The organism is Geomonas sp. Red276, assembly GCF_054784495.1.
Genome location: NZ_BLXW01000009.1, coordinates 119,950 through 141,105 on the forward strand (window position 1 = coordinate 119,950; position 21,156 = coordinate 141,105).

The window sequence follows — 21,156 nt, forward strand, 5'->3', positions numbered from 1 at the left end:
TTGGGGGGATGGCCATTTTCGCCGACGAGGACCCTCTTTAAATAAAAGCAGGGCTGCTTTTTGTCAAAGAGGGTCGCAGTTAACTAAATCATGACCGTGTTTAACTAACTTAGCCACCCTCATTAACGTTTCGGCGGTGCTCGCAAGTTTCAGGGAGGCCTTGCTGCTCGAAACTTAAGCAGCGAACAGCCGTCAGCTACCCCTGGCAACCGGAAGAAGGTGTGCGAATAGAAAAAACAAGCCGTAAATAAGCAATCAAGGGGTTCACCAACGAAAATGTCGGGTACTTGAAGTTAACGAAGAGGGCGTTTAACAAAAAGCAGACCTCACTTTACTTAAAGCGACCCCTACTTTAGTTAAAACGACCCCTACACTAAAAGAAGCAGACCCTACATTAAAAAAAGCGATAGGCTCTTATCTTTGGACGGCCACCGGAGAGCAAACGGATGCCGGGGGGGAGAAAAAAGAAGACCCCGGCGGCAGTCTCCTGGTGCAGGAGGACTGGGGCCGGGGTCTGGCGAGGGGGATGCGGCAGGGGAATTGCGCGGTCAGCTTGCGGCGGGGACGATCTTCGCGGCCTTGCGGGCTTTACGCTGCCCTTTTTTCGTGACCACGCTGGTTTTCAGCAGGACGTCGATGTCCCCGTCATCCGCCATCACCCCCACGTAGTTCAGGATCTTCTGAATCCGCACATCGAGGTCCTTGCGTGCCAGTTTGCGCGAGGCGATATGGAGCCGGTTGCCGGTCCGCCCCCCCTCGAACATCTCCCGGAACCAGTCGATCCCCTTTTGCAGCACGCTCTGCGAACCGAGCTTATCCTCCGGCCACTTCTCCCTGAAGATGGCCAACAGGAACAGTGCCGTGAAGAAGGTGTTGACGTTGGTCAGGTACACCGCATCGCTTCCGGTTCCGTTGAATTTGAGCTCATCCATGGCCTGCCTCCTTGTGCGTCACCGCGTTGATGTTTGCCTTCTGCCCGGAGAGGTATCAACAAGGGTGCCAACACGACGGTACGCTGAGCGAAAGGCAACATGTGTTTTATTTAATTATCGTTTTCACTCCTTCCCCCTCCCGATTTGAAATCAAGGTTCATCGCCGTCTGCACATTCCCCGCACAGGACTCCTCCCGTAAACGCCCTAATCCCGCGAAAGCACACGACTTGTAAAAGGATGAGCATCGAGGTCAAAGGTTGAACGGGGGGCAAAGGGGGGCGCGTCCCTTCCCCTTCAAGGGGATGGATGAGGATGGAGGGGGAGTGCGGCTGCCGGCCCCGGGCGACCGTTGTCCCGAAAGTTGCAGCCCCTCCATTTCGCTCCGGAGCCCTAAACAGGTAAGGAAAAGTAGTAGTTACCCCCCCTACCCCATCCTGCCGGTGTCTTTTTTTTCGCAACCTCCCCGAGATCGCCCCTGCTCCCCGCGAGAGAATTTATCCTGATTAATTCGATAGTTAGAAACGGTGTTCATTATGGCACACTTACTGTAAAGGAAACCGACAATTCACTTCCACTCCATATCCAGTCACACAGGAGACCGCATGAGATTGAGCGCATCGATTGTCATGGCAGCCATGATGGCAGCGGGAGGAACCTGCTTGCCAGTGCCGGCACACGCCGAGGAAACCCCTTTTAAAAGCCGCAAGGAGGTCGTCAGCTACTCGATCGGCGTGGAGACCGCGAGGAATCTGCAGAAAGGGAGCATCGAGTTCGACATCGACCAGGTGATCCGCGGCATGAAAGACGCCCTGGGGGGCAAGGTAGAGCTCCCGGAGAGCGTGGTCAGAAAGACGATGAAGGACATCCAGTCCGAGCTGCACCGTAACCTGGCCATGGCCAGGAAGTTCCCGTCCAAACCGGCCGCAAACGATAAAACCCCAAACCAGTAGAACACGATACCCAAACCAATAGAACGCGGATGACGCGGATTTAACTGGATAAAGGCGGATCAGACGAAATCTGAAGGGGTAAACCTGAACACCTGAAAGGATTTATCCGTGTCAATCCGTTACATCAGAGCCGATCCGTGTTCCATCGCCCTTAGGCACCGTTTCAATCTGTAGTCCATGTAGTTATTCACTGAAAAGGAGGACACCATGAATTGGCGAAGTATTCTGAGCACTGCCTGCCTGTCGCTTGTGGCCGCCCTGTTCCTGTCGCCCGGTACCGCACGGGCCGGGGCCGGCATCGGTTACAGCACCTACTCCAGCGGTGGGATCAGGACCGTCCCCACCTACTACGCGAACTCGGTCAGCATTCCCGGTTCGGCCACCCCCGAGACGATGAGGAAGTTCGTCGACACCCTCCCCGGCGTCCCCGGCTTCACCACCTTCGGGGCCAACAATTTGGGGCAGTACATCCCGGCCGGCGTTCCCGAGAAATGGGTCAACGGCAACGGGGTGACCACCAATGACGACTACTACGAGATCGCGGTCGTCGAGTACAGCGAAAGGCTTCATTCCGACCTCCCGAAAGCGACCACCCTCAGGGGCTACGTCCAGCTGGAGACTCCCGGACTCTACGCCGCCAACAAGAGCAAACACTATGCGCTGAAATACCCCGACGGCACCCCCATCCTGGACGCCAAGGGGAACCAGATCTACGCCGTCGACCAGCCGCACTACCTGGGGCCGATGATCGTCACCACCCGCGGTACCGCGGTGAGGCTGAAATTCACCAACCTCCTTCCCAAGGGACGCTTCGACGCCGCCACCGGCAAGCGTAACGGCGACCTCTTCCTCCCGGTCGACGAGACCCTCATGGGGGCGGGGCTTGGCCCCGACGGCACCCACAAATACACCCAAAACGGAGCCCTCATCCATCTGCACGGCGGCGACAACCCGTGGATCAGCGACGGCACCCCGCACCAGTGGGTAGTCCCGGCCGGCGAGAACACCCCGTGGCCGAAGGGGGCCTCCCAGCAAAACGTCCCCGACATGCCCGATCCGGGCCCCGGCTCCGCCACCTACTACTTCCCCAACGGCGAAAGCGCCCGGCTCATGTTCTACCACGACCACACCCTGGGCTTCACCAGGCTCAACGTCTACGCAGGCGAGGCGGCCGGCTACCTGATCCAGGACGCGGCCGGGCACGGCGAGAACCTGCTCCCTTTGGCCGGCGTTCCCCAGATCCCGCTGATCATCCAGGAAAAGACTTTCGTGCCGACCGACATCGCCGTCCAGGACACCAAGTGGGACACCCTCCACTGGGGGCAGCCGGGCGATCTCTGGTTCCCGCACGTGTACGAGACCAACCAGGATCCGACCTCCTACGACGGGACCAACCCGGTCGGGCGCTGGGACTGGGGTCCCTGGTTCTGGCCGGTCTTCCCGGCGGACCAACCGCTGCCGACCGGCGTGTACGGTGACGTGACCACCACCCCCGAGGCCTTCGGCGACACCCCGCTCATCAACGGCACCCCCTACCCGACCGTCACCGTTGATCCCAAGGCCTACCGCCTCCGGATCCTCAACGCCACCAACGACCGGATGATCAACCTGAGCCTCTTCGTGGCCGACCCGACGGTGACCACCGCCGACGGCCGGACCAACACCGAGGTGAAGATGATCCCGGCGGCCCCGGGGGTCATGCCGGCCTGCGCCGCCAACGCCCCGGTCAACCCGGTCACCGGGATCCCCGACAACTGTCTCCCCGCCACCTGGCCGGTGGACGGCAGGGACGGCGGCGTCCCCGATCCGACCACCGCCGGTCCGAAGATGATCCAGATCGGCACCGAGGGGGGCCTGTTGCCCCAGGCGGCCATCATCCCGGCCAACCCGACCAACTACGAGTACATGCGCCGCTCGATCACCGTCCTGAACGTCTCCGACCACGCCCTCCTCTTGGGGAGCGCCGAGCGGGCCGACGTGGTGGTCGACTTCTCGCAGTACGCAGGGAAGACGCTGATCATGTACAACGACGCCCCGGCCCCGATCCCGGCCTTCGACGCCCGCATCGACTACTACACGAATGACGTCGACCAGACCGACTCCGGCGGCTGGTTCACCACCGCCCCGGGCTTCGGCCCCAACACCCGCACCATCATGCAGATCAAGGTGACCGGGAGCACCAACGGCACCCCGTTCAACGAGAAGGCCCTCCTCGCGGCGCTGCCGCAGGCCTTCGCCGACTCCCAGCCCAAACCGGTGGTGGCCGAGTCCGCCTTCAACACCGCGCTGGGGACGAGCTACGCCGACAAGTACGCGAGGATCTTCACCGGTTCGGCGACCCAGCACACCTTCGACTTCGTGGCCGGCGACACCATCAGCTACTATCCCGAAGGCTCCACCACCATGACCACCGTAGGCCCCGGCCAGGTGGCCAGCATCCCGGTCCTCAACAAGGCGATCCAGGAGCTCTTCGACACCCACGGCCGCATGAACGCGACCCTCGGGGTGGAGATCCCCTACACCGGCTCCAACGTCCAGACCACCGTGCCGCTGGGGTACATCGACCCGGCCACCGAGACGATCTCCGACGGCGAGACCCAGATCTGGAAGATCACCCATAACGGCGTCGACACCCACCCCGTACACTTCCACCTGGTCAACGTGCAGGTGATCAACCGGGTCGGCTGGGACGGCACCGTGAAGCCGCCGAACCCCAACGAAGTCGGCTGGAAAGAGACCGTGCGGATGAATCCCCTCGAGGACATCATCGTGGCCGTGCGGGCCAAGAAGCCGACCCTGGGGGGCTTCGGCATCCCGAACAGCGTCCGCTACCTGGCGCCTGCCCAGGCTCCCGGCGACACCATGGGCTTCATGAATCTCGATCCCACCACCGGCAACCCCTACCCCGCCGGCCAGGGTGTGACCAACACCGTCGCCGACTTCGGCTGGGAGTACGTCTGGCACTGCCACATCCTCGGCCACGAAGAAAACGACTTTATGCGTCCGTTCATCTTCAGGATCAACGAGACCATCCCGGCGGCGCCGACGGGGCTGACCGCCACCGCGCCGGCCTTCAACTCGGTCAACCTCTCCTGGACGGATAGCTCCAGCAACGAGATCGGGTTCGTGATCGAACGGGCAACCGGCACCTCCACCACCTTCTCGCAGGTGGCAACCACACTGGCGAATGCCACATCGTATGTGGACGCTACCGTTACCGCCAACACCACCTACCAGTACCGGATCCACGCATTCAACTCGGCCGGGAACTCCGGTTACGCAACAACCTCGGTTACGACCCCGGATTATCCGCCGCCGACCAGCGTGTCGCTGACCACCAGCAAGCCTAGCCCGCAACCGGCCGGCACTTCAATCACCCTCTCGGCCGCCGCCCAAGGAGGGAGCGGGGTTTACCAATACCAGTTCAGGATCAGCACCGCCGGCAGCACCGTTGCCCAGGCCGTCACCGGGTACACCTCAACCTCCAGCTACACCTGGAACACCACCGGCCTTCCCACCGGCACCTACACGATTGCCGTTTATGCCCGCAACGCGAGCTCCACCGCAGTGTACCAAGTGGCGAAGTGGATCAATTTCAACCTGACCAACATCTCGACAGCAACCGGCGTCACCCTGACCACCACCCCCGCCAGCCCGCAGGCAAAAGGCACCAGCGTCCAGCTCTCCGCCTCGGCAACCGGGGGCAGCGGCAACTACGAATACCAGTTCCGGATCAGCGCAGTCGGCAGCACCGTTACCCAGGCTGTAGGCCCTTACAGTACCACTAGCACCTACACCTGGAACACCAGCGCCCTCACCCCTGGCATCTACACACTCGCCGTGTACGCGAGGAACGTCGGGTCCACGGCTACCTACGAGGCTGCCAAATGGATCAACTTCACGGTAACCTACCCGCCAGCGAGCAGCGTTTCCTTTACCACCAGTCCGCTGAGCCCGCAAAACGTCGGCACCTCCATCGTGTTGAGCGGCCAGGCAACCGGCGGCAGCGGCAACTACGAATACCAGTTCCGCATCAGCGCCGCCGGCAGCACCGTTGCCCAGGCTGTCGGTCCCTACAGTACCTACAGCACCTACACCTGGAACACCGCTGGCGCCGCACCCGGCATCTACACACTCGCCGTCTACGCGAGAAACGTCGGCTCCTCGGCGACCTACGAGGCCGCCAAATGGATCAACTACACCCTTAAGTAGCACGCGGTAAAAGCAAACCGGCGGGAGCCCCTTCGGGAGCTCCCGCCGACCATTTCAGGAACCTGCGATCCCCGCGCAGCTCCCCCCCCGGTTCTCGTCCCCCCTCCTCACCACTCCAGGTATCGCCCGCTCGCCAACCCTTTCCCGCTCCCGAATCCCGTTAGAAACAGCCCGAAATCCTCCTGTTCAAATCGTGCCAGTTGTTCAACTCCTGAATCTCCCCTAACTAGCTGTTTTTTCGCAGCGCCCCTATTACCTACCCCAATACCCGGCTCAACGAGTCCCCACCTTTTTTTGAAATCTAGTTTCATCCACAAATAACTAATCCGAATTTTTACGTGCAATTACGGAATGTTATCAACAAACATCGCGACTCATCCAAGCTGGCATCTTCGGTGAAACTCCCCAGACATGAACTGAGGAGGACATCGACATGCGAGACCAAAAAAACATCACCAAAAACTTCAACATGCTCCTGGCTGGTCTCTCTCTTTCCCTGCTGTTCGGATGCGGCGGCAGCGGTGGGAACTCCGTTACAGCGGCTGTGACGGGCAACAACTCGGTAGCGGACCTGATCGCGCCGGCCATCGTGGCTGCCCCCGTGCAGGCCCAGCAGGTTCTAAACGGCGCAGTGACCGGAGCCGACCTGGTGGTTGCGGTGGGCAACAACGGCAAGATCATCACCTCGACCGACCAATCCACCTGGAGCGAACAGGCCTCCAACACCAGCAACTCCTTGCTGGCGGTCGCGTACGGAAACGCCCTCTACGTCGCCGTCGGCGGCGACAAGACCATTGTCACTTCGGCGGACGGGGCTACCTGGAACACCGAGGCGGCCCAGGGCTCCGACGTGCTCTACAGCGTGGCTTACGGTAACGGGGTCTTCGTGGCGGTGGGGAACAACGGCGCCATCGTAAAATCGACCGACGGGCATACCTGGAACAACGTGGAATCCGGCACCAGCAACATTCTCTACAGCATCGCCTTTTGCGGCGACAAGTTCGTAGCGGTCGGTGAAGCCGGCACGGTAGCGGTCTCCGTCGATGGGGCCACCTGGCAGACCGCCACCACCGGCGACAACTCCTGGCTTTACGCGGTAGGATTCGGCAACAAGACCATCGTGGCGGCGGGCGAAAACGGAACCATCATGACCTCCACCGACGGGAAGGCGTGGCAAAAGCAGGGCTCCGCCACCACCAGCACCCTGATGGGGATCACCTTCACCGGCAGCAGCTTCCTCGCGGTGGGCGAGTCCGGGGCCACGGTGATCTCGGCAGACGCAGCGACCTGGCACGCCGTCACCTCCGGCGCCCAGACCACCCTTTACGGCGTGGCGGTCAAAGGGAACAACGCGGTAACCGTTGGCGCATAACGGTAGCGCTGAACGAAAACAAAAAAGCCTGCGGCTCAAACGAGCAGCAGGCTTTTTGCATTTCCGGCAGGGCGATAACGGATCAGATGAAATCTCCGGCCGGGTCGTCTTTTTTCCACCGTGTCAGCCCCTCTTCCAGATCGGTCGCGTACGGGTAGGACCTGGCCACGAGCTCACCGGGGACGATGTTGGTCGAGCGAACCAGCTTGCGCATCCTGGAGGGGTGAATCGGGTTCTTCAACCCCAGGGCGTTCAAAAGCTGGAAGGGACGGGCAGCGTTGACCATGACGGAGAGCGGAATGGTCCCGAGCGGGGGACGGAACGGCCCGACCTTGCAGAAGGCCTTGCAGATCTCCTCGATGGTGTACTCCCGGGGATAGCAGAAGTTGTAAAGTAGGTACGGCTCGGGCTGCTCATTCATAAAGAACAGGGTTCCCATCAGCTCTCCCACGTAACCGCAGGCCTTGACGGTGTCTTTTCGCCCGGGATAGACGAAGAAACCTTTTTTAAGCGCCTTGGCCAGCTTGGTAAAGTTCCCGTTCTCGCCACGCCCGAAGACCACCGCCGGACGGACGATGAGGAGCTTCCTCCCCTCTTCCTTCTTCTGCCAGGCGCGGTGGATCTCCTCGGCCTGCAGTTTCGACTTGCCATAGGCCGAATTCGGGACCAGTTCCGACTTCTCGCTCTTAGGCGTCTCGGTGGGACCGTAGACGGCAATCGAGCTGGTGAACCAGAGAGTGGAGCACCCGGTGGCCTCGCAGAAGGCGGTGACGTTGTTGGCACCCGCGACGTTGGTGTCGAAGTACTCGTGGTCGGGATGGCCAGGGGTGCGGTGGACGGCGGCGAGGTTCACCACCACGTCCGGGGCGGCCATGACCTCGGCCGGAATGGGTTCCCGGACATCGCACCGTACGAACCTGGTCCCGGTGAAGAGATCCCCCTTGGGCTCCACGATGTCGGCGATGACGATTTCGGCCACGTTGCGGCGCTTTAGTTCCCTAACCAAATGACTGCCGATGAAGCCGGCCCCGCCAAATATCACATATCTCATTTTTTCCAATATCCTTTGTTCATGCTGAGATCCTGTACCAGCCAACGGGGAATGCTGTTCCAGCGGCTGCCAAGCTTGTAGGCAACGAGCTTGGAGGCCGTCCGCAGAAAAGCAGCCGGGATGGTAAAGGGGGAGTTTTTCAAAAGGTACTTCAGCTCGGAGAGGACGAACTTCTTCCCCTCCCCTTCAGGCTTGCCGAAGCGATCGAGGATCCAGCGCTCGGCCTGGTGGAGGACGCCGATGTCGAAGTAGCGACGGGCTTCTTCCACCAGGGTGTAGTTGTGGGAATGGTAGCAGGCCGCCTCCGCGCAGTAGGTCAGGCTCCACCCGTTGAGGAGGAGCTTCGCGGCGACCACGGTGTCCTCCCCGAAGATAACGTCGGCGGGAAAGCCTCCCACGGAGTCGAGGGCGGTGCGGCGGTACCCAGCGAATGAGTTGGAGAGAAAGGCTGCCTTGATGCCGAGCCTCGTGATGTCGGTCGGAGCCTTGACCGCTGAGATGGCCGGGTAGTTGAAAAAACGGGCGTGGGCGGCGATGGGCGAGGCATCTTCATAGGGAAGCTGGCGGCCGCAGACCGCGGCGACCCGGTCGTCTCCAAAGCAGGCAAGGAGGCTTTCCAGGGAGGCAGGCGACGCGAGGACCGCGTCCTGGGTGAGGTAGACCAGGAATTCCGCCTCGGGGGCGTAGGTGGCGGCCAACTGGCGGGTCGCACCGTGGTTGAAGCTCGACCTCGTGATGGGAACGACCTGGAAACCGGCAGCGGTGGCCTGCGAGACGGTCGAGTCAGTCGACTCCGAGTCCACCAGGATTTTGTAGCGGGGCTGAACCGTCTGGCTCTCCAGCGAGGCCAGGAAACGGGTGAATTCGGGACCGGCGTTAAGGGTCGGGACTATTACGGCAAAGTTGCTCAGACTCACCAAAAACCTCAGTATGTTCTCCTACCCTTGGGTAAGTATCTCGCAAAGGGCGTCGGCGAATCCCCTCGCATCGTCAGCTATCCGCATGTCACCGTCGATACCTTCGGCGGCGACGGTCGTGGCAACCACCGGAAGTCCGGCGGCCATGAATTCCAGCACCTTGATCTTGATGCCCGCCCCGAACCGGAGCGGCGCCGCTGCGACCTGGGCGCTCTCGAAGTACGGGATAGGGTCCTCCACGAAGCCGGTGATCTCCACGCAGTCCGAAGCTCGCTCCAGCATGCGGGCCGGCGGGTTCGCCCCCACCACCGACACCTTGGCGTGAGGGACCCGCGCCCTGACCTGCGGGAAGATCTCGTCCAGGAACCAAAAGACCGCGTCGGAGTTCTCCGAACGTCCCATCGCCCCCCACAGCAGGATGGTGCCGGCAACCACCTTATCCCGCGTCACCTGCTTGAACCGCTCATCGACCTTGGGGGGGAAGACCTCAATCTTGGCCGGATCCACGCCGTCGGCCACCAAGAGATCGCGGTCCTTGAAATTGAGCGTCCCTATCCGCTTCACCCGTTGCAGGACGCCCAACTCCCACTCCTTTTGCCGGGCGTACTCGAGACGGTAGAGGATCCGCCTGATTCCGGAGCTTCCTTCCACCTTGCGTTGGAAGGACTGGTAGGTGACGTCGTGCTCGATCAGCAGTTGGTCCTCGACGTGGGACACCCGGTCGAGGTAATGGCCGACGGAGGTGTACTCGAAATGGACCCGGTCGAAGCGGCGCTCCCGCAGTATGCGCCGAAGCTCGGCGTCGAACCCCAGGTGAATCCGGGACGCCACCCTCACCGGGAGAGACGGATGGGTCAGGATCCCCAGCATCCTTTGACGGACCGACACCTCGAAGAGCGACACCTGGGAGCAGAGTTTTTCCAGGGCGGGGTCAACATGCCCCATCTCGGCCTCATTCACGAAGGCCATCAGGTAGATGTCGTAATCGCGGGCGTACTCCTCCAACCGATCGAAGGCGATGGCCTGTCCGGCCTGGGGAACGGACTTCGAGGGAAAATGACTGGACAGAAAAAGGAGCTTTTTTTTGCTCATAACTGATCGGAAGAAGCGGCCATCGGTGGTGGCCCTACCCTCGCATTCCCTCCAACACACCCTTGAAAACGGTCCCGATGCGATCCGCCTGCCCCCGCCGGATCCGGTTGGCCGCCACCGCCAGAGTGGAGAGGATCACCACCGGCAAGAGCAGGGGAAAGAATTTCCTGGTGAAGAGTATCTTGTTCCTGACGATGTAGAAATCGGACATCTTGCTACGGGTCACGGCAACCGAACTGGAACCGATCGAGGCCCCTTCCTTGTGGTAGACCCGGCTTCGGGACGAAAAGGCGATCCGGAAGCGGCTGCGCGCCCTCTGGAACCAGTCGATTTCCTCGAAGTAGAGGAAGTAATCTTCGCACATGAGGCCGATCTCGATCAGCAGACGCTTCGGTACCATCATTGAGGCGCCGGCCACGTAATCGAGCCTTTTGGAGATGGAATCCTCATCGATGGCCGCGCCCAAGGTTTCCCCTGCCCCGAAACTCCTCGGCGCGGCGAGCCACCGGTTGTAAGTAGAGCCTCCGTAGGACTGCACGGTTTCGGAGGGCGAGTAGTTAAGCAGCATCGCGCCGCAAAACCCGGCATCGGGGCGGCGCTCCATCGCCTCGACCATGGATGCCAGCGCGTCGGGGGCGACCACGGTGTCGTTGTTGAGCAGCCAGACGAAGTCGAAGTCGTCACGGGCAAGAGCGAAGCGAAGCCCAACGTTGTTCCCCCCGGCGAACCCGAGGTTGCCGCCGGTCTCAATCAGTACCAGCGGATAGCCCTCTCCCGTGCCAGCATCGAACTCTTCCCCGGCACGGATGTGCAGGCAGGGAAGCGGCTTCAGAACGGCAGGAAAGGAAAGTTTCCGCAGCGGATTCCCCTTGTCAAGGTACAGGCTGAGTTCTCCCGCTGCCCACGATTTGATCCGCTCCACCGATCCATCCGAGGAGGAGTTGTCACAGAGCACCACCTGGAAGTTTTGGTAGGTGCTCCGCAACAGGCTTTCCAGGCACTCGATGGTGTCCGCCCAACCGTTCCAGTTCAGTATGACGACGTAGACTTTTGGCGTTGGCATCGGGTCCTACATCGTCGTCAAGACGGTGACCGAGTTGGGGGGGCAGACGATCTTTATAAGCCCCTTCGTGTTATAGACGTCGGTCGACACGCTGAGATTCGGAAAGGCCGCATCGGTCGCGACTGCCGAGTCGGAGTAAACGTAGTGCCTGAAGGTCCTCAACTCCGCCCTTGCGATAGCGAGGTTGACGTTGACGGTACGCGCCCCGGAGTCGCGATTCACGAGACATATACTGTAATCAAGAGAGTGCAGGTCGGACTTCCGGGGAACCCTTGCCACCAGCATGCGAATCAGATTGGGCTGCTGAACCCGATAGATGGTCGCCGAGTAGGGAAAGTATCGTGAAAGTAGGGACCAGGAAGATGCCCATGGTCTGGCGGTCATCCCGCTTTTCTTGTCCGTCCACATCCCCCAGTAGAACCCCTTGTGGCCATTGTCCTCGAGCATCCACGCGAGTACGGAGGTGGCACCTGCTCGCGCGACCTGCACACCATAATCCGCCATAAAGATGCCGTAATCGACTTCACCGATGTGAGGATTGCCTACGGGAGGAACATTATCGTCTCTCATCCCGATCTCGGACATGAAGAACGGTTTGGAGGCCGCAGAGGAATCGCTTTTGAGTTGGGAAATGTTGGTGCGGATTACCTGCTCCATTCCACCGGAGGCGACGGTGCTTTTGAGCGCATAGTTATGGGTATCGTAGGCGCCAAGGAGTGCAGACATTTGGCCGCTGCTGTTGGCAAGCCAACTATCGGAACGGCCTTGAGAAGTTTCGGGGCCGGTTACCGCCACCTTGTTCGCCAGGCCACGCTGCCTGATCGCTGCCGTAACTGAAGAAAGACTTTGCTTGTAGGTCGACCAGTCACCCAGGAGCAGATCCGGCTCATTAAGGTGAGAGAAATACTTGATGCACTTATAGCCTCTGGTGTTGACCAAGTAGTCGAGGTAGGTGGCCACCACCGTTGCGTACTGCGGGTCGCCGACGCCGGTCAGCCCTGGTGTCTTCATCCATGCAAGGCTCTGCTCCCCCCCCCAGTCCGTTAGAAGAACTGTGATGCCTTCCTTTTGGCAAAAGTCGAGCTGCTTGTAGAGCATCACCATGGCAGGCGAGTTCCAATCGTAGGCACCGTTGCCGAGATAGCAAAACTTCGTCATCATCATGACACGCACGATGGGGAGCTTTAGGGCCTTCACCCGATTGGCGATCACCTGGAAGTCTGCGTCGGTGATGCCGTTGGCCGGATAATCGTAAATATCCCACTCAGCGCCAAAACCTAAAAAAGATTTCGTCACGATCTGGCCGCTGTCAACAGTGACGAAATCGTCGGCCATCAACTCGACCACGGACAAGCTGGTCATAATGGCCGTCAGCAGAATGCAGAGAAACATTCTCTTCACGGGCAACCTCCCTCCCCAGTCTCGGAGACCTGCAGTTTGCTATACAACACCATGGAGATACCGGTCATAATGGAGATATAGAACATATACTCTTCAAGCGACACCGTACACCAGAGCAACAGTAAACCGAGAAACGATGCCATGACGGTCAGCGAGAAGAGTTTGTTGAAATAAGTGTCCGTATTTTTGAAAACAAAGTACGACTTTTTGAAGATGGTCACTATATACAGTAGGTAAGCACTCATGCCCATAAAACCGAAATTCAGGACGTACCGCAGGTAAAAGTTGTCTATGGTCTTGTCCAGATCATTGTTGAACGGTCTGAACCCGTGTCCGGTAAGCGGTCTAGCCACAATGAATTTCCATGCGCTGGCGAACTGGGTCAAGCGTATGGACGATGATTCACTCATTTCCCCTCCACTTGAGTTGAAAGAGCTGTCGATCATTGTCTTAACTTTCGCCAGGGCTTCAATCTCCACGAAGGGCTGGGCTATGACTAGAGCCGCAACAACCAAGCAAAGAGAGGCCCAACGCTTGGCACGGTAGGCAGCCATCAGCATGAGAATGAAAAGGAACATCGCGAGCGGGCCGCGGGAAATCGACAAATAACAGGCGAGGAAAAGAAGAGTGATTATTGTTATCCACTTTAACTTCTCTGCTCTCGTCGTCGCCTGGTACAGGAAAAATACACAAATAGCCATAATTAGGGCCGTTGTTGCACCAAAGCTGATGGCATGGGTGAAGGCACCTTTAACCCTTGCCATATCAAAACGGGTGTATTCCTCCAGCGCGTAATCAACCTCTTCACGATAGCTCGGGACAAGGGAATACCAATTGAAACCGATCACCCGCTCCACCATTCCCAAGAGTGCCACCGTCAATCCGGAAAAGCAGATTGTCTTCAGCAGCCGGGACTGGCTTTCTCCGCTTTTGAAATAATCAAAGACGAAGAAAGAGAAAAGGCAGTTCTCAGCCACAAAAGATAACAAGTAATTGTAGGCTTGGAACGTCGCTCTGTTGAGCAGGCAGGCAAGAGCGAGAACGCAAACGGTTATCCATGTCACCCTGTATAGGGGGTAGCTTTTCAGCGATTCCAGGATTGCTGCCGAACCTCGTTTGGCGAACCACACGAAGTATACCGAAAACAGCAGCAATCGATGCAACTTTATGATCGGCAACGGCTTTCCTGGATCGAAACCGAAATGGAACGGGAGCAACGGGTACAGAAAGACCGCAAGCAGAATGTAGTTGTCGACCGGCCGCTTGAGAAGCACGAAGGAAAGCGCAATCGCGCTCCATATGACCGGGACCAGGTAGGCGTACGGGCTCGCAACCAGGATCCCGGTGCCAACGCAAAGAGCCAAACTAACGACGTGATAAAAAAGGTTCAGCATCAGCGCCCTTCGGGTCCGACCGCGACGGCCTTTTTACGCGCAAGCTCGCGCTTGAACATCCCAAGAAAGGACTTGAAATGGTCAAAAAGGGAATTTCGGCGAGCGGCACACAGGATGGCGTTCCTGTCATAGTCCGGGACGTAGTGTCCAAGAGCCTTCATGGCCAGCAACCGAGACAGTATGCTGGCCTTGCGATGGGCCTGGTACGGCTGCATGGCAGAAATCCCGGCCACGGGAACCTCACCGGAGGAAATAAGCGCTCCGCTCTCGAGGCATTCCTTCAGAACCGCGGCTCCTCTCTCTGTGCGCGCAAGCACGAGGCTGCGCCCCTCCCTCTCACCGAAGTCGGGGTAGCCGTCGGGCCTCCCTTCCCACGCATCGGCGCCAACGAGGTCGGCACGCTCACCGGAACCGTCCGGGCAGATCTTGCAGCGGAATAGCAGGTGCCGGTTCAAGATGCTCCCCCACGAATCCTCGTAGGTCATGGTCCGGTTGCTGCCATCTTTCAGGACCGCCTTGGTGAAACCGGGCCACCCTTCGCCCCGGTACCGGAAGGACTCGACCTCCTCAGGGCGGATCCCCCACCGATTCAGGATCTCCCGGGTGCCGCGCAGGGTCGGCACGCCCGCACACATGAAGGAGAGCATGAGGACCACCTTCTCGCCGACCCGCGGATCGGTCCTCCCCAACTGCCTCAAGGAGGCCACATCGCACGGCTTGCCTATGAAGGCGAAGCGGCCGGGGCCGTCCAGCAGTTCCCCGATGGTGGAAAGGGGAGCCGAGGGGGCATACCTCGATCCCGCGTTGGCGAGCACTTCCCCCCTGGTCCTGCTGATTTTCACCTCGTTCACCAGGGGATCGTGGGCGGAGACGCCGATCTGAACAATGAAGTCGGCAGCCCCGCTCTCCAGGAGGCGAATGGCGACGGCGGTTATCACTCCCCCTGAGGAACCGGAAAAGCGGACTTCCGGATCGGCTGCGTGCGCGAAGAGCGACTCCCGGCAGGCCCCCCATATGGGGTGTTCAGCGGCAGCCTCCCGGTTCCCCGCCAGCGACACTCCCGGGCAGACTGTGGAGAGGAGTACCCTCTGCTCCCTGGTCAGCGGAGCGCATTGCACCGGCGTGAAGTAGGCGTAATTGTTCCTGGCCAGTTGCACGGTATCGCTTCCGAAGAGCCCCTGGCACATCCCGCACCCGACACACAACCCGTTCTGGACTATCTGCTGGAGGTACTCCTCCTTGGCCGGGTCAAGCAGCATAGAGCACCCGCAAGAGGGAGACCAGGTACTCCTCGTACTTTTCGAGCCGAACCTTGGCAGCCTGGTTCCCCGCGGTCACCTCGGCCTGCAGCTCCACGCGGCGGTCCATCCCCTCCAGAATAAGGGCGAGCGATTCTTCCATCCCGCGCTTGGTGGCATCGACCACCCAGCGGTACCCGAGGCTGTTGAAAAGCCCTTCGAATTTCCGGCTGTAGGCGACCGGGACAACGGTGACCCCGCTGGAAAAAGCGGCGATGGTGGCGTGCATACGGGCCCCGACGAAGAAGTCGAGCCCGGAGATGTAGCTCTTGGCCTCGATAGGAGAGGCGAACTTGGGGGCCACCCTGCAAGTGGGGAAGCTCTGCTGGATGGCGAGCGCGGTGCGGTAGTCGTCCTCGACCTCGAAGGTATCGGAGATGACATGGGAGACGAGGTGGACGACGACGTCGCCGCGCGCCTGCAGCCTCCCGATCAATTCACCGGTGAAGGCCCGGTAGTCGAAGGCGAGGCCGAACTGGTTGTTCTTGCTGTAGCCGCCGTTGTAAAGGAGCCCCGAAACGTTGAGACCGACGTGGACCTTCCCGTCCGCCAGGGCATACTTCTCCGAGGGGACGAAGGGAAGACCGAAGGCAAGGTCGATGACCTCGGTCACGTTGGAAGAGACGCCGAGTTCCTCCACGTACCTTCTGGACAGACCGTCGCGGGGGAAGGTATGGGCGGCGGTTTTCATGATCGACCTGGCGAGAAAGCGGGCGGCCGGAGACTTGAACGGGCCTATGGTCTGCGGAGAGAGCACCAGGGGGATCGATCGGCGCAGAACCATGAACTTGCTGAGCGCCAGGGTGAGAAAGCGCTTCATTCCATAGATGTCGGAGAAGCTGTCCCCCTCCCCCAGGTCGAACACAACGGCGCAGTCGCTGAACTTGTGGCGCAGCTGCGAAGGCTCCTTCGCTATCTCGCGCAAAGAGAACGGGGAGATCTCGGCCTGATGGGGAGTCACCGAGCCGAGGTAATTCTTCCCGCCCTGGGTTCCGACCACCTTGTAGGTGGGCTCGAGTCCGATCTTTCCGGCCACCCTGTCTATGAGGGCCATGTGACTGATGCTCAGGGCACCCACGCCGAGATTGTCAGAGGAGAAACTGTGCCAGAGAAGTCCGATTTTCTTTTTCATATCTGTTCACCGCAACGGGTATCGTTGCTAAAAGCTGACAAAGGCGACGAAAACGAAGGTGAAAACCACCGCCGAGGCAAAGGAATTGCGGAGATTGAGCCCGAGAGGAATCTTGCAAAGGACCAACCTCATGACGTAGAAAGTGTGCAGGGTTACGATCGCCAGGATCGAAGAAACGAGCATACCCGAAAGCCCGAACCTTGGCACCAGGAAGAACGAGGAGACTGCCAGGGCGATAACCGCCAGTAGGATTGAGTAGACCCTGGTCCCCTGCAGCCCGGTCGCGGTCAGGGTGACCCCGTGAACGGCGGCCAAGTACCGGAACAGCAGGAGCAGCCCGAAGTACGGAAATATCGGAGCCAGGGCCGCGAACTTCGGTCCGTACACCAGCGAGGTGATGAACTTGGCCCCGACGATGAAGACGGCACAGGCCAGGCCGCCGATCATCAGCATCTGCAGGTACATGTTGGAAAGCAGCCGGTTGAACTCCTTCTTGTTGTTCAGGTTGTAGGAGACCACCGGAAGATAGACACTGCTCAGCACTTGGGTGAAGGTGTTCGCCCCCAGCATCAACCTGAGGCCTGCCTGATAGATCCCCACCCCCGCCGGACCGAGGTAGCTGTTGACGATAAGGGTGTCCACCTGCGCATAGAAGTTGGTGAGAGCGGCGTCGGCACAGAAGTAAAAGCCAGTTTTCAGGGAGTGCACTATCCTCTTGAGGTCGAAGCCCCCCCGCTCGAAGGGGCCGATCTCCTTCCGGTAGGTCCGCCACGAAAGGTAGAGGTAGAACCCACGGGAGAGCATGAACCCCCAGGCGACCACCAGAGGGCTCTGCCTCAGATACGCCAGGAGCATGATGACGACGAAATGGACCGAGTTCGTCGCAGTGACGATGCTCGTTTCACGGTTGAACCGTCCGAGCCCTCGGAAGGCGACGTTGAAAAATTCGGCGAACGAATTGAAGATGGCCGCGATCAGCAGGACGAAGAAAAGGGAAAAGTCCAGATGCTTGGCGAGCAGCAAGGGGGCCAACAGAGCCGAGAGAACAACCAAGATCGCGGTCAGAAAAACCTTGGTGGCGAATGCCTCGGAGACTATCCTGCTTACGTTGGACGGGTCGTATCCTATATCGCGGAGTAGCTGCTGCGCATATCCGTAATCGACGATGAGGGCCAGGAGCAGCGTCGCCGTGGAGAGGTACGCGAAGATCCCAAAGGTTTCGACGCCCCACACCCGGGCGAGCACCATGAACAGCACGACTCCGGTGAGAAGCCGCATAAACGTCGATACCGCCATGAAAAAGGTATTTTTAAGCATCCTCTCAAAACCTTTGCAGCAGTCAGGAAGCCGGCATACCCAGCGATACCGCGGCACCTACCTCCAGCCCGGGGTTTCCCCCCTGATCAACCGTCCTTTATACTCCCGCCCCACCTCTAGTCGAAGTATTCTGCGTCCCGGAAAAGCTTTCCCTCGGCATCCTTCTTAGCCAGCAACGGTTCGCCCTGAAGCGGCCAGGCGATGGCGAGATCGGGATCGTTCCAGATGATGCTCCGCTCGTACTCCGGATACCAGTAGTCGGTGGTCTTGTACAGGAACTCGGCGACCTCGGAAAGCACAACGAACCCGTGGGCAAACCCCTCCGGCACCCAGAGCTGCCGCTTGTTCTCTGCCGAGAGTACCACGCCGACCCATTTGCCGAAGGTGGGGGAGCTCTTCCGGATATCGACCGCAACGTCGAAAACCTCGCCTACCGTGGCCCGGACCAGTTTGCCCTGGGTGTTCTTGATCTGGTAATGGAGGCCGCGCAACACGTTCTTGCCCGACCGCGAATGATTGTCCTGCACGAAGGTGGTTTTGAGGCCGGTCTTATCCTCCCACTCCTTCTGGTTGTAGCTTTCGAAGAAGAATCCGCGCTGATCGCCGAAAACGGTCGGTTCGATGATCTTTACGTCGGCAATCTCGGTGTCGATTACGTTCACTGCTTTCCCCTTAGGCGGTATGCGGCTAGCCTTCTTTTACCCGTTACATGTTCTGATGGGCTTCGGTGTCGGCGCGGTGCGCTTTCAAATCGGCGGCAACCCTGTCGAGTTTTTCGGTGAGGGTCGATTCCACTTGGTCTATCCTCGCGTTGAGGCTCGTATCGAGGTGGGCGACCGTCAGATCCACCGTATCTAAGCGGGTCTCGACTCTCTCGAGTCTCCCGCCCATCTGCTCGAGTCGTTCGTTAATCGCGACGTGGCCCTCGGCCAAAAGCCCTATCTTGTGATCGAAACTTTCCATGACCTTGCTAACATGCTGCTGAAACTCTTCACTCTGTCTCTTTAATACAGATTCAATGAACTGCAGGTCATTTGGGTCCATGGTTGATCCTCCCTTGACAGATATACCCTCCCTCACCCTGACCCTCTCCCGGAGGGAGAGGGAATTACACTGGAAAGCGTTGGGTATGGCGCGCGGGCTACTTCAGGCGGTCGCCGTACATGGAGCGATAGTACTCCTGGTAGCTGCCGTTGAGGATGGCGTCGGTCCAGGGGGTGTTTTTGAGGTACCAGTCGATGGTGCGGCGGATCCCCTCCTGGAAGGTGACCTCGGGCTCCCAGCCGAGCTCGCGGCGAAGCTTGGAGGCGTCGATGGCGTAGCGCTTGTCGTGGCCGGGGCGGTCCTTGACGAAGCGGATCAGCGAACGGCGCGGCATGCCATCGGCAAGGGCGGGGGCGACTTCATCGAGGAGATCGCAGATGGTTTCCACCACCTCGAGATTCTTCTTCTCGCTGTTGCCGCCTACGTTGTAGGTGTCCCCGATCTTCCCCTGATCGAGCACCCTCAGGATGGCCCGGCAGTGGTCCACGACATAGAGCCAGTCGCGGACGTTGCTCCCGTCCCCGTAGACCGGGAGGTCCTTCCCCTTCAAGGCGTTGGTGATGATCAGGGGAATGAGCTTCTCCGGGAAATGGTAGGGTCCGTAGTTGTTGGAACAGTTGGTCATCAGGGTCGGCAGCCCGTAGGTGTGGTGGTAGGCGCTGACCAGGTGGTCGGAGGAAGCCTTGCTGGCCGAGTAGGGCGACCGGGGATCGTAAGAGGTGGTCTCCGTGAAGTACCCGGTGTCGCCCAGCGAGCCGTACACCTCGTCGGTGGAGACGTGCAAAAAGCGCTTGCCGGTGGCATCCTTCCCCTCCCCCAGCCAGGCAGCGCGGGCCGCCTCCAGGAGGGTGAAGGTACCGATGATGTTGGTCTCGATGAAGGCCGCCGGGCCGTCGATGCTCCGGTCCACGTGGGACTCGGCCGCGAAGTGGACCACGGTGTCGATCTTCTCTTCGGCGAAGATCCGGTTCACCAGTTCCGCGTCGCAGATGTCCCCCTTGACGAAACGGTAGCGGGGATCGTCGGCGAGATCGGCCACGTTGGCCAGGTTTCCCGCGTAGGTGAGTTTGTCCAGGTTTACCAGCCTGAAGTCGCGGTCGGTACCCAACATGAGACGGACAAAGTTGCCGCCGATAAAACCACAACCGCCAGTCACCAAAATATTCATTGCAAATCCTCCAAAGGAAGCTACTGTCCCCATCCTCATCCTGTCCTTCTCCTTGAGAAGGTACCTTCAGCGCGAGGTCGTGGTAGCTTCAGCTAAAATTTCTCGCAGTACTTTTTAACCCTCTCCACCGAATCAAGCAGGGCAGGCGTCAATGAAAGCACATTGACATATAACTCCTGAATAGCCTCGCGGAGGTATTCGTGCGCTATGTCATTGCGGAGCATCCGTATTTCGACAAAAATCTCGGCACTCCCGATTAAATCCTTTTTTTCCGCCCGGTTGATCCTGTCCCTTATACTCCCCTCCGTCTCAAGGTCCAACCGGTCGATGAGACGGAAAACCTTCTGGATCAGGATGTCACTAAGCCGCGCGAATCGACTGGTGAGGGATTCGAAGCTTTCCAACTCGTCCGGCAGGTAAGCTGCTTTTATCCCTATTTTGGCGCACTTGTCGAAGGAGTATGTGAGGACTTCGGTGGCATCACCCAACAGCTGCAATTCTTGCTCAAGAAGATGCTTCTGAGTGTCAGTCACAACCTAACCCCCGTCTCCAGTGCGAGTTTAACAAACGGTTCGGAATCATCGGCGGCCAGGAGTATATCGATTTTCTGCTCTCCGAGCAATTCCCAGAGCCGGGCCTTGATCTTCCTCGTGTCGTTCCGGGTCAAGAGGGTCGACATAATGAGGAGGTCGATATCTCCGCCCCGCTTGGTGTCATCGACTCGCGAACCAAAAAGGTACACACACGCCTCATCGTCAAAACTTTTCACGGTGCTGACTATGCTTGCTATTTCGTCAGCCTTGAGACGCATA

The 21,156-nt window shown here is 59.4% G+C and carries 18 protein-coding genes; 3 read left to right on the plus strand and 15 right to left on the minus strand.

Annotated features, from left to right (window positions below):
- Positions 1-548: 548 nt before the first annotated feature.
- Positions 549-932, minus strand: a complete 384-nt coding sequence (locus ACYVL5_RS08635; protein WP_460595155.1) for a hypothetical protein — start codon at positions 930-932, stop codon at positions 549-551.
- Positions 933-1,535: 603 nt separating this feature from the next.
- Between ACYVL5_RS08635 and ACYVL5_RS08640 the strand changes: the two genes are divergently transcribed.
- From ACYVL5_RS08640 to ACYVL5_RS08650, 3 genes are all read left to right on the plus strand, one after another.
- Positions 1,536-1,883 carry an FKBP-type peptidyl-prolyl cis-trans isomerase N-terminal domain-containing protein gene (locus ACYVL5_RS08640; RefSeq protein ID WP_460595156.1) on the plus strand — a complete coding sequence of 116 codons (348 nt, stop codon included), beginning with the start codon at positions 1,536-1,538 and terminating at the stop codon, positions 1,881-1,883.
- Between the two features lie 207 nt (positions 1,884-2,090).
- Positions 2,091-6,095, plus strand: coding sequence for a multicopper oxidase domain-containing protein (locus ACYVL5_RS08645; RefSeq protein ID WP_460595157.1), 4,005 nt, complete (start codon positions 2,091-2,093; stop codon positions 6,093-6,095).
- A 433-nt stretch (positions 6,096-6,528) separates the two neighbouring features.
- A complete protein-coding gene (locus tag ACYVL5_RS08650) occupies positions 6,529-7,467 on the plus strand; it encodes a hypothetical protein (protein ID WP_460595158.1) in 939 nt (312 codons plus the stop codon).
- 82 nt (positions 7,468-7,549) lie between these two features.
- Here ACYVL5_RS08650 and ACYVL5_RS08655 read toward each other — a convergent pair whose 3' ends face one another.
- From ACYVL5_RS08655 to ACYVL5_RS08720, 14 genes are all read right to left on the minus strand, one after another.
- Positions 7,550-8,518, minus strand: a complete 969-nt coding sequence (locus tag ACYVL5_RS08655; RefSeq protein ID WP_460595159.1) for an NAD-dependent epimerase/dehydratase family protein — start codon at positions 8,516-8,518, stop codon at positions 7,550-7,552.
- Positions 8,515-9,435: a glycosyltransferase family 2 protein gene (locus ACYVL5_RS08660; RefSeq protein WP_460595160.1), complete on the minus strand. Its 921-nt coding sequence runs from the start codon at positions 9,433-9,435 to the stop codon at positions 8,515-8,517. The genes ACYVL5_RS08655 and ACYVL5_RS08660 overlap by 4 nt, the downstream gene beginning before the upstream one ends.
- 21 nt (positions 9,436-9,456) lie before the next feature.
- A complete protein-coding gene (locus tag ACYVL5_RS08665; protein WP_460595161.1) occupies positions 9,457-10,527 on the minus strand; it encodes a glycosyltransferase in 1,071 nt (356 codons plus the stop codon).
- A gap of 34 nt (positions 10,528-10,561) precedes the next feature.
- The gene (locus tag ACYVL5_RS08670) at positions 10,562-11,590 is read right to left on the minus strand and encodes a glycosyltransferase family 2 protein (protein WP_460595162.1); all 1,029 of its coding nucleotides are present in this window, start codon (positions 11,588-11,590) and stop codon (positions 10,562-10,564) included.
- A 6-nt stretch (positions 11,591-11,596) separates the two neighbouring features.
- Positions 11,597-12,982, minus strand: a complete 1,386-nt coding sequence (locus ACYVL5_RS08675) for a cellulase family glycosylhydrolase (RefSeq protein ID WP_460595192.1) — start codon at positions 12,980-12,982, stop codon at positions 11,597-11,599.
- Positions 12,983-12,987: 5 nt separating this feature from the next.
- A complete protein-coding gene (locus tag ACYVL5_RS08680) occupies positions 12,988-14,385 on the minus strand; it encodes an O-antigen ligase family protein (protein ID WP_460595163.1) in 1,398 nt (465 codons plus the stop codon).
- Positions 14,385-15,644 (minus strand): Coenzyme F420 hydrogenase/dehydrogenase, beta subunit C-terminal domain, encoded by a 1,260-nt coding sequence (locus tag ACYVL5_RS08685; RefSeq protein ID WP_460595164.1) that lies wholly within the window; start codon positions 15,642-15,644, stop codon positions 14,385-14,387. Before ACYVL5_RS08685 ends, ACYVL5_RS08680 begins: the two co-directional genes overlap by 1 nt.
- The gene (locus ACYVL5_RS08690; protein ID WP_460595165.1) at positions 15,634-16,815 is read right to left on the minus strand and encodes a polysaccharide pyruvyl transferase family protein; all 1,182 of its coding nucleotides are present in this window, start codon (positions 16,813-16,815) and stop codon (positions 15,634-15,636) included. Before ACYVL5_RS08690 ends, ACYVL5_RS08685 begins: the two co-directional genes overlap by 11 nt.
- A gap of 27 nt (positions 16,816-16,842) precedes the next feature.
- A complete protein-coding gene (locus ACYVL5_RS08695) occupies positions 16,843-18,132 on the minus strand; it encodes an oligosaccharide flippase family protein (RefSeq protein WP_460595166.1) in 1,290 nt (429 codons plus the stop codon).
- A gap of 116 nt (positions 18,133-18,248) precedes the next feature.
- A complete protein-coding gene (gene rfbC, locus ACYVL5_RS08700) occupies positions 18,249-18,794 on the minus strand; it encodes a dTDP-4-dehydrorhamnose 3,5-epimerase family protein (RefSeq protein ID WP_460595167.1) in 546 nt (181 codons plus the stop codon).
- A 43-nt stretch (positions 18,795-18,837) separates the two neighbouring features.
- Entirely contained in the window at positions 18,838-19,176 is a 339-nt protein-coding gene (locus ACYVL5_RS08705; RefSeq protein ID WP_460595168.1) for a hypothetical protein, read from the minus strand.
- A 97-nt stretch (positions 19,177-19,273) separates the two neighbouring features.
- On the minus strand, positions 19,274-20,344 hold the full coding sequence (gene rfbB, locus ACYVL5_RS08710) for a dTDP-glucose 4,6-dehydratase (RefSeq protein WP_460595169.1): 1,071 nt from the start codon (positions 20,342-20,344) through the stop codon (positions 19,274-19,276).
- Positions 20,345-20,436: 92 nt separating this feature from the next.
- Entirely contained in the window at positions 20,437-20,877 is a 441-nt protein-coding gene (locus ACYVL5_RS08715) for a hypothetical protein (protein ID WP_460595170.1), read from the minus strand.
- Positions 20,874-21,155, minus strand: a complete 282-nt coding sequence (locus tag ACYVL5_RS08720; protein WP_460595171.1) for a nucleotidyltransferase domain-containing protein — start codon at positions 21,153-21,155, stop codon at positions 20,874-20,876. The genes ACYVL5_RS08715 and ACYVL5_RS08720 overlap by 4 nt, the downstream gene beginning before the upstream one ends.
- Between the last annotated feature and the right edge of the window lies 1 nt (position 21,156).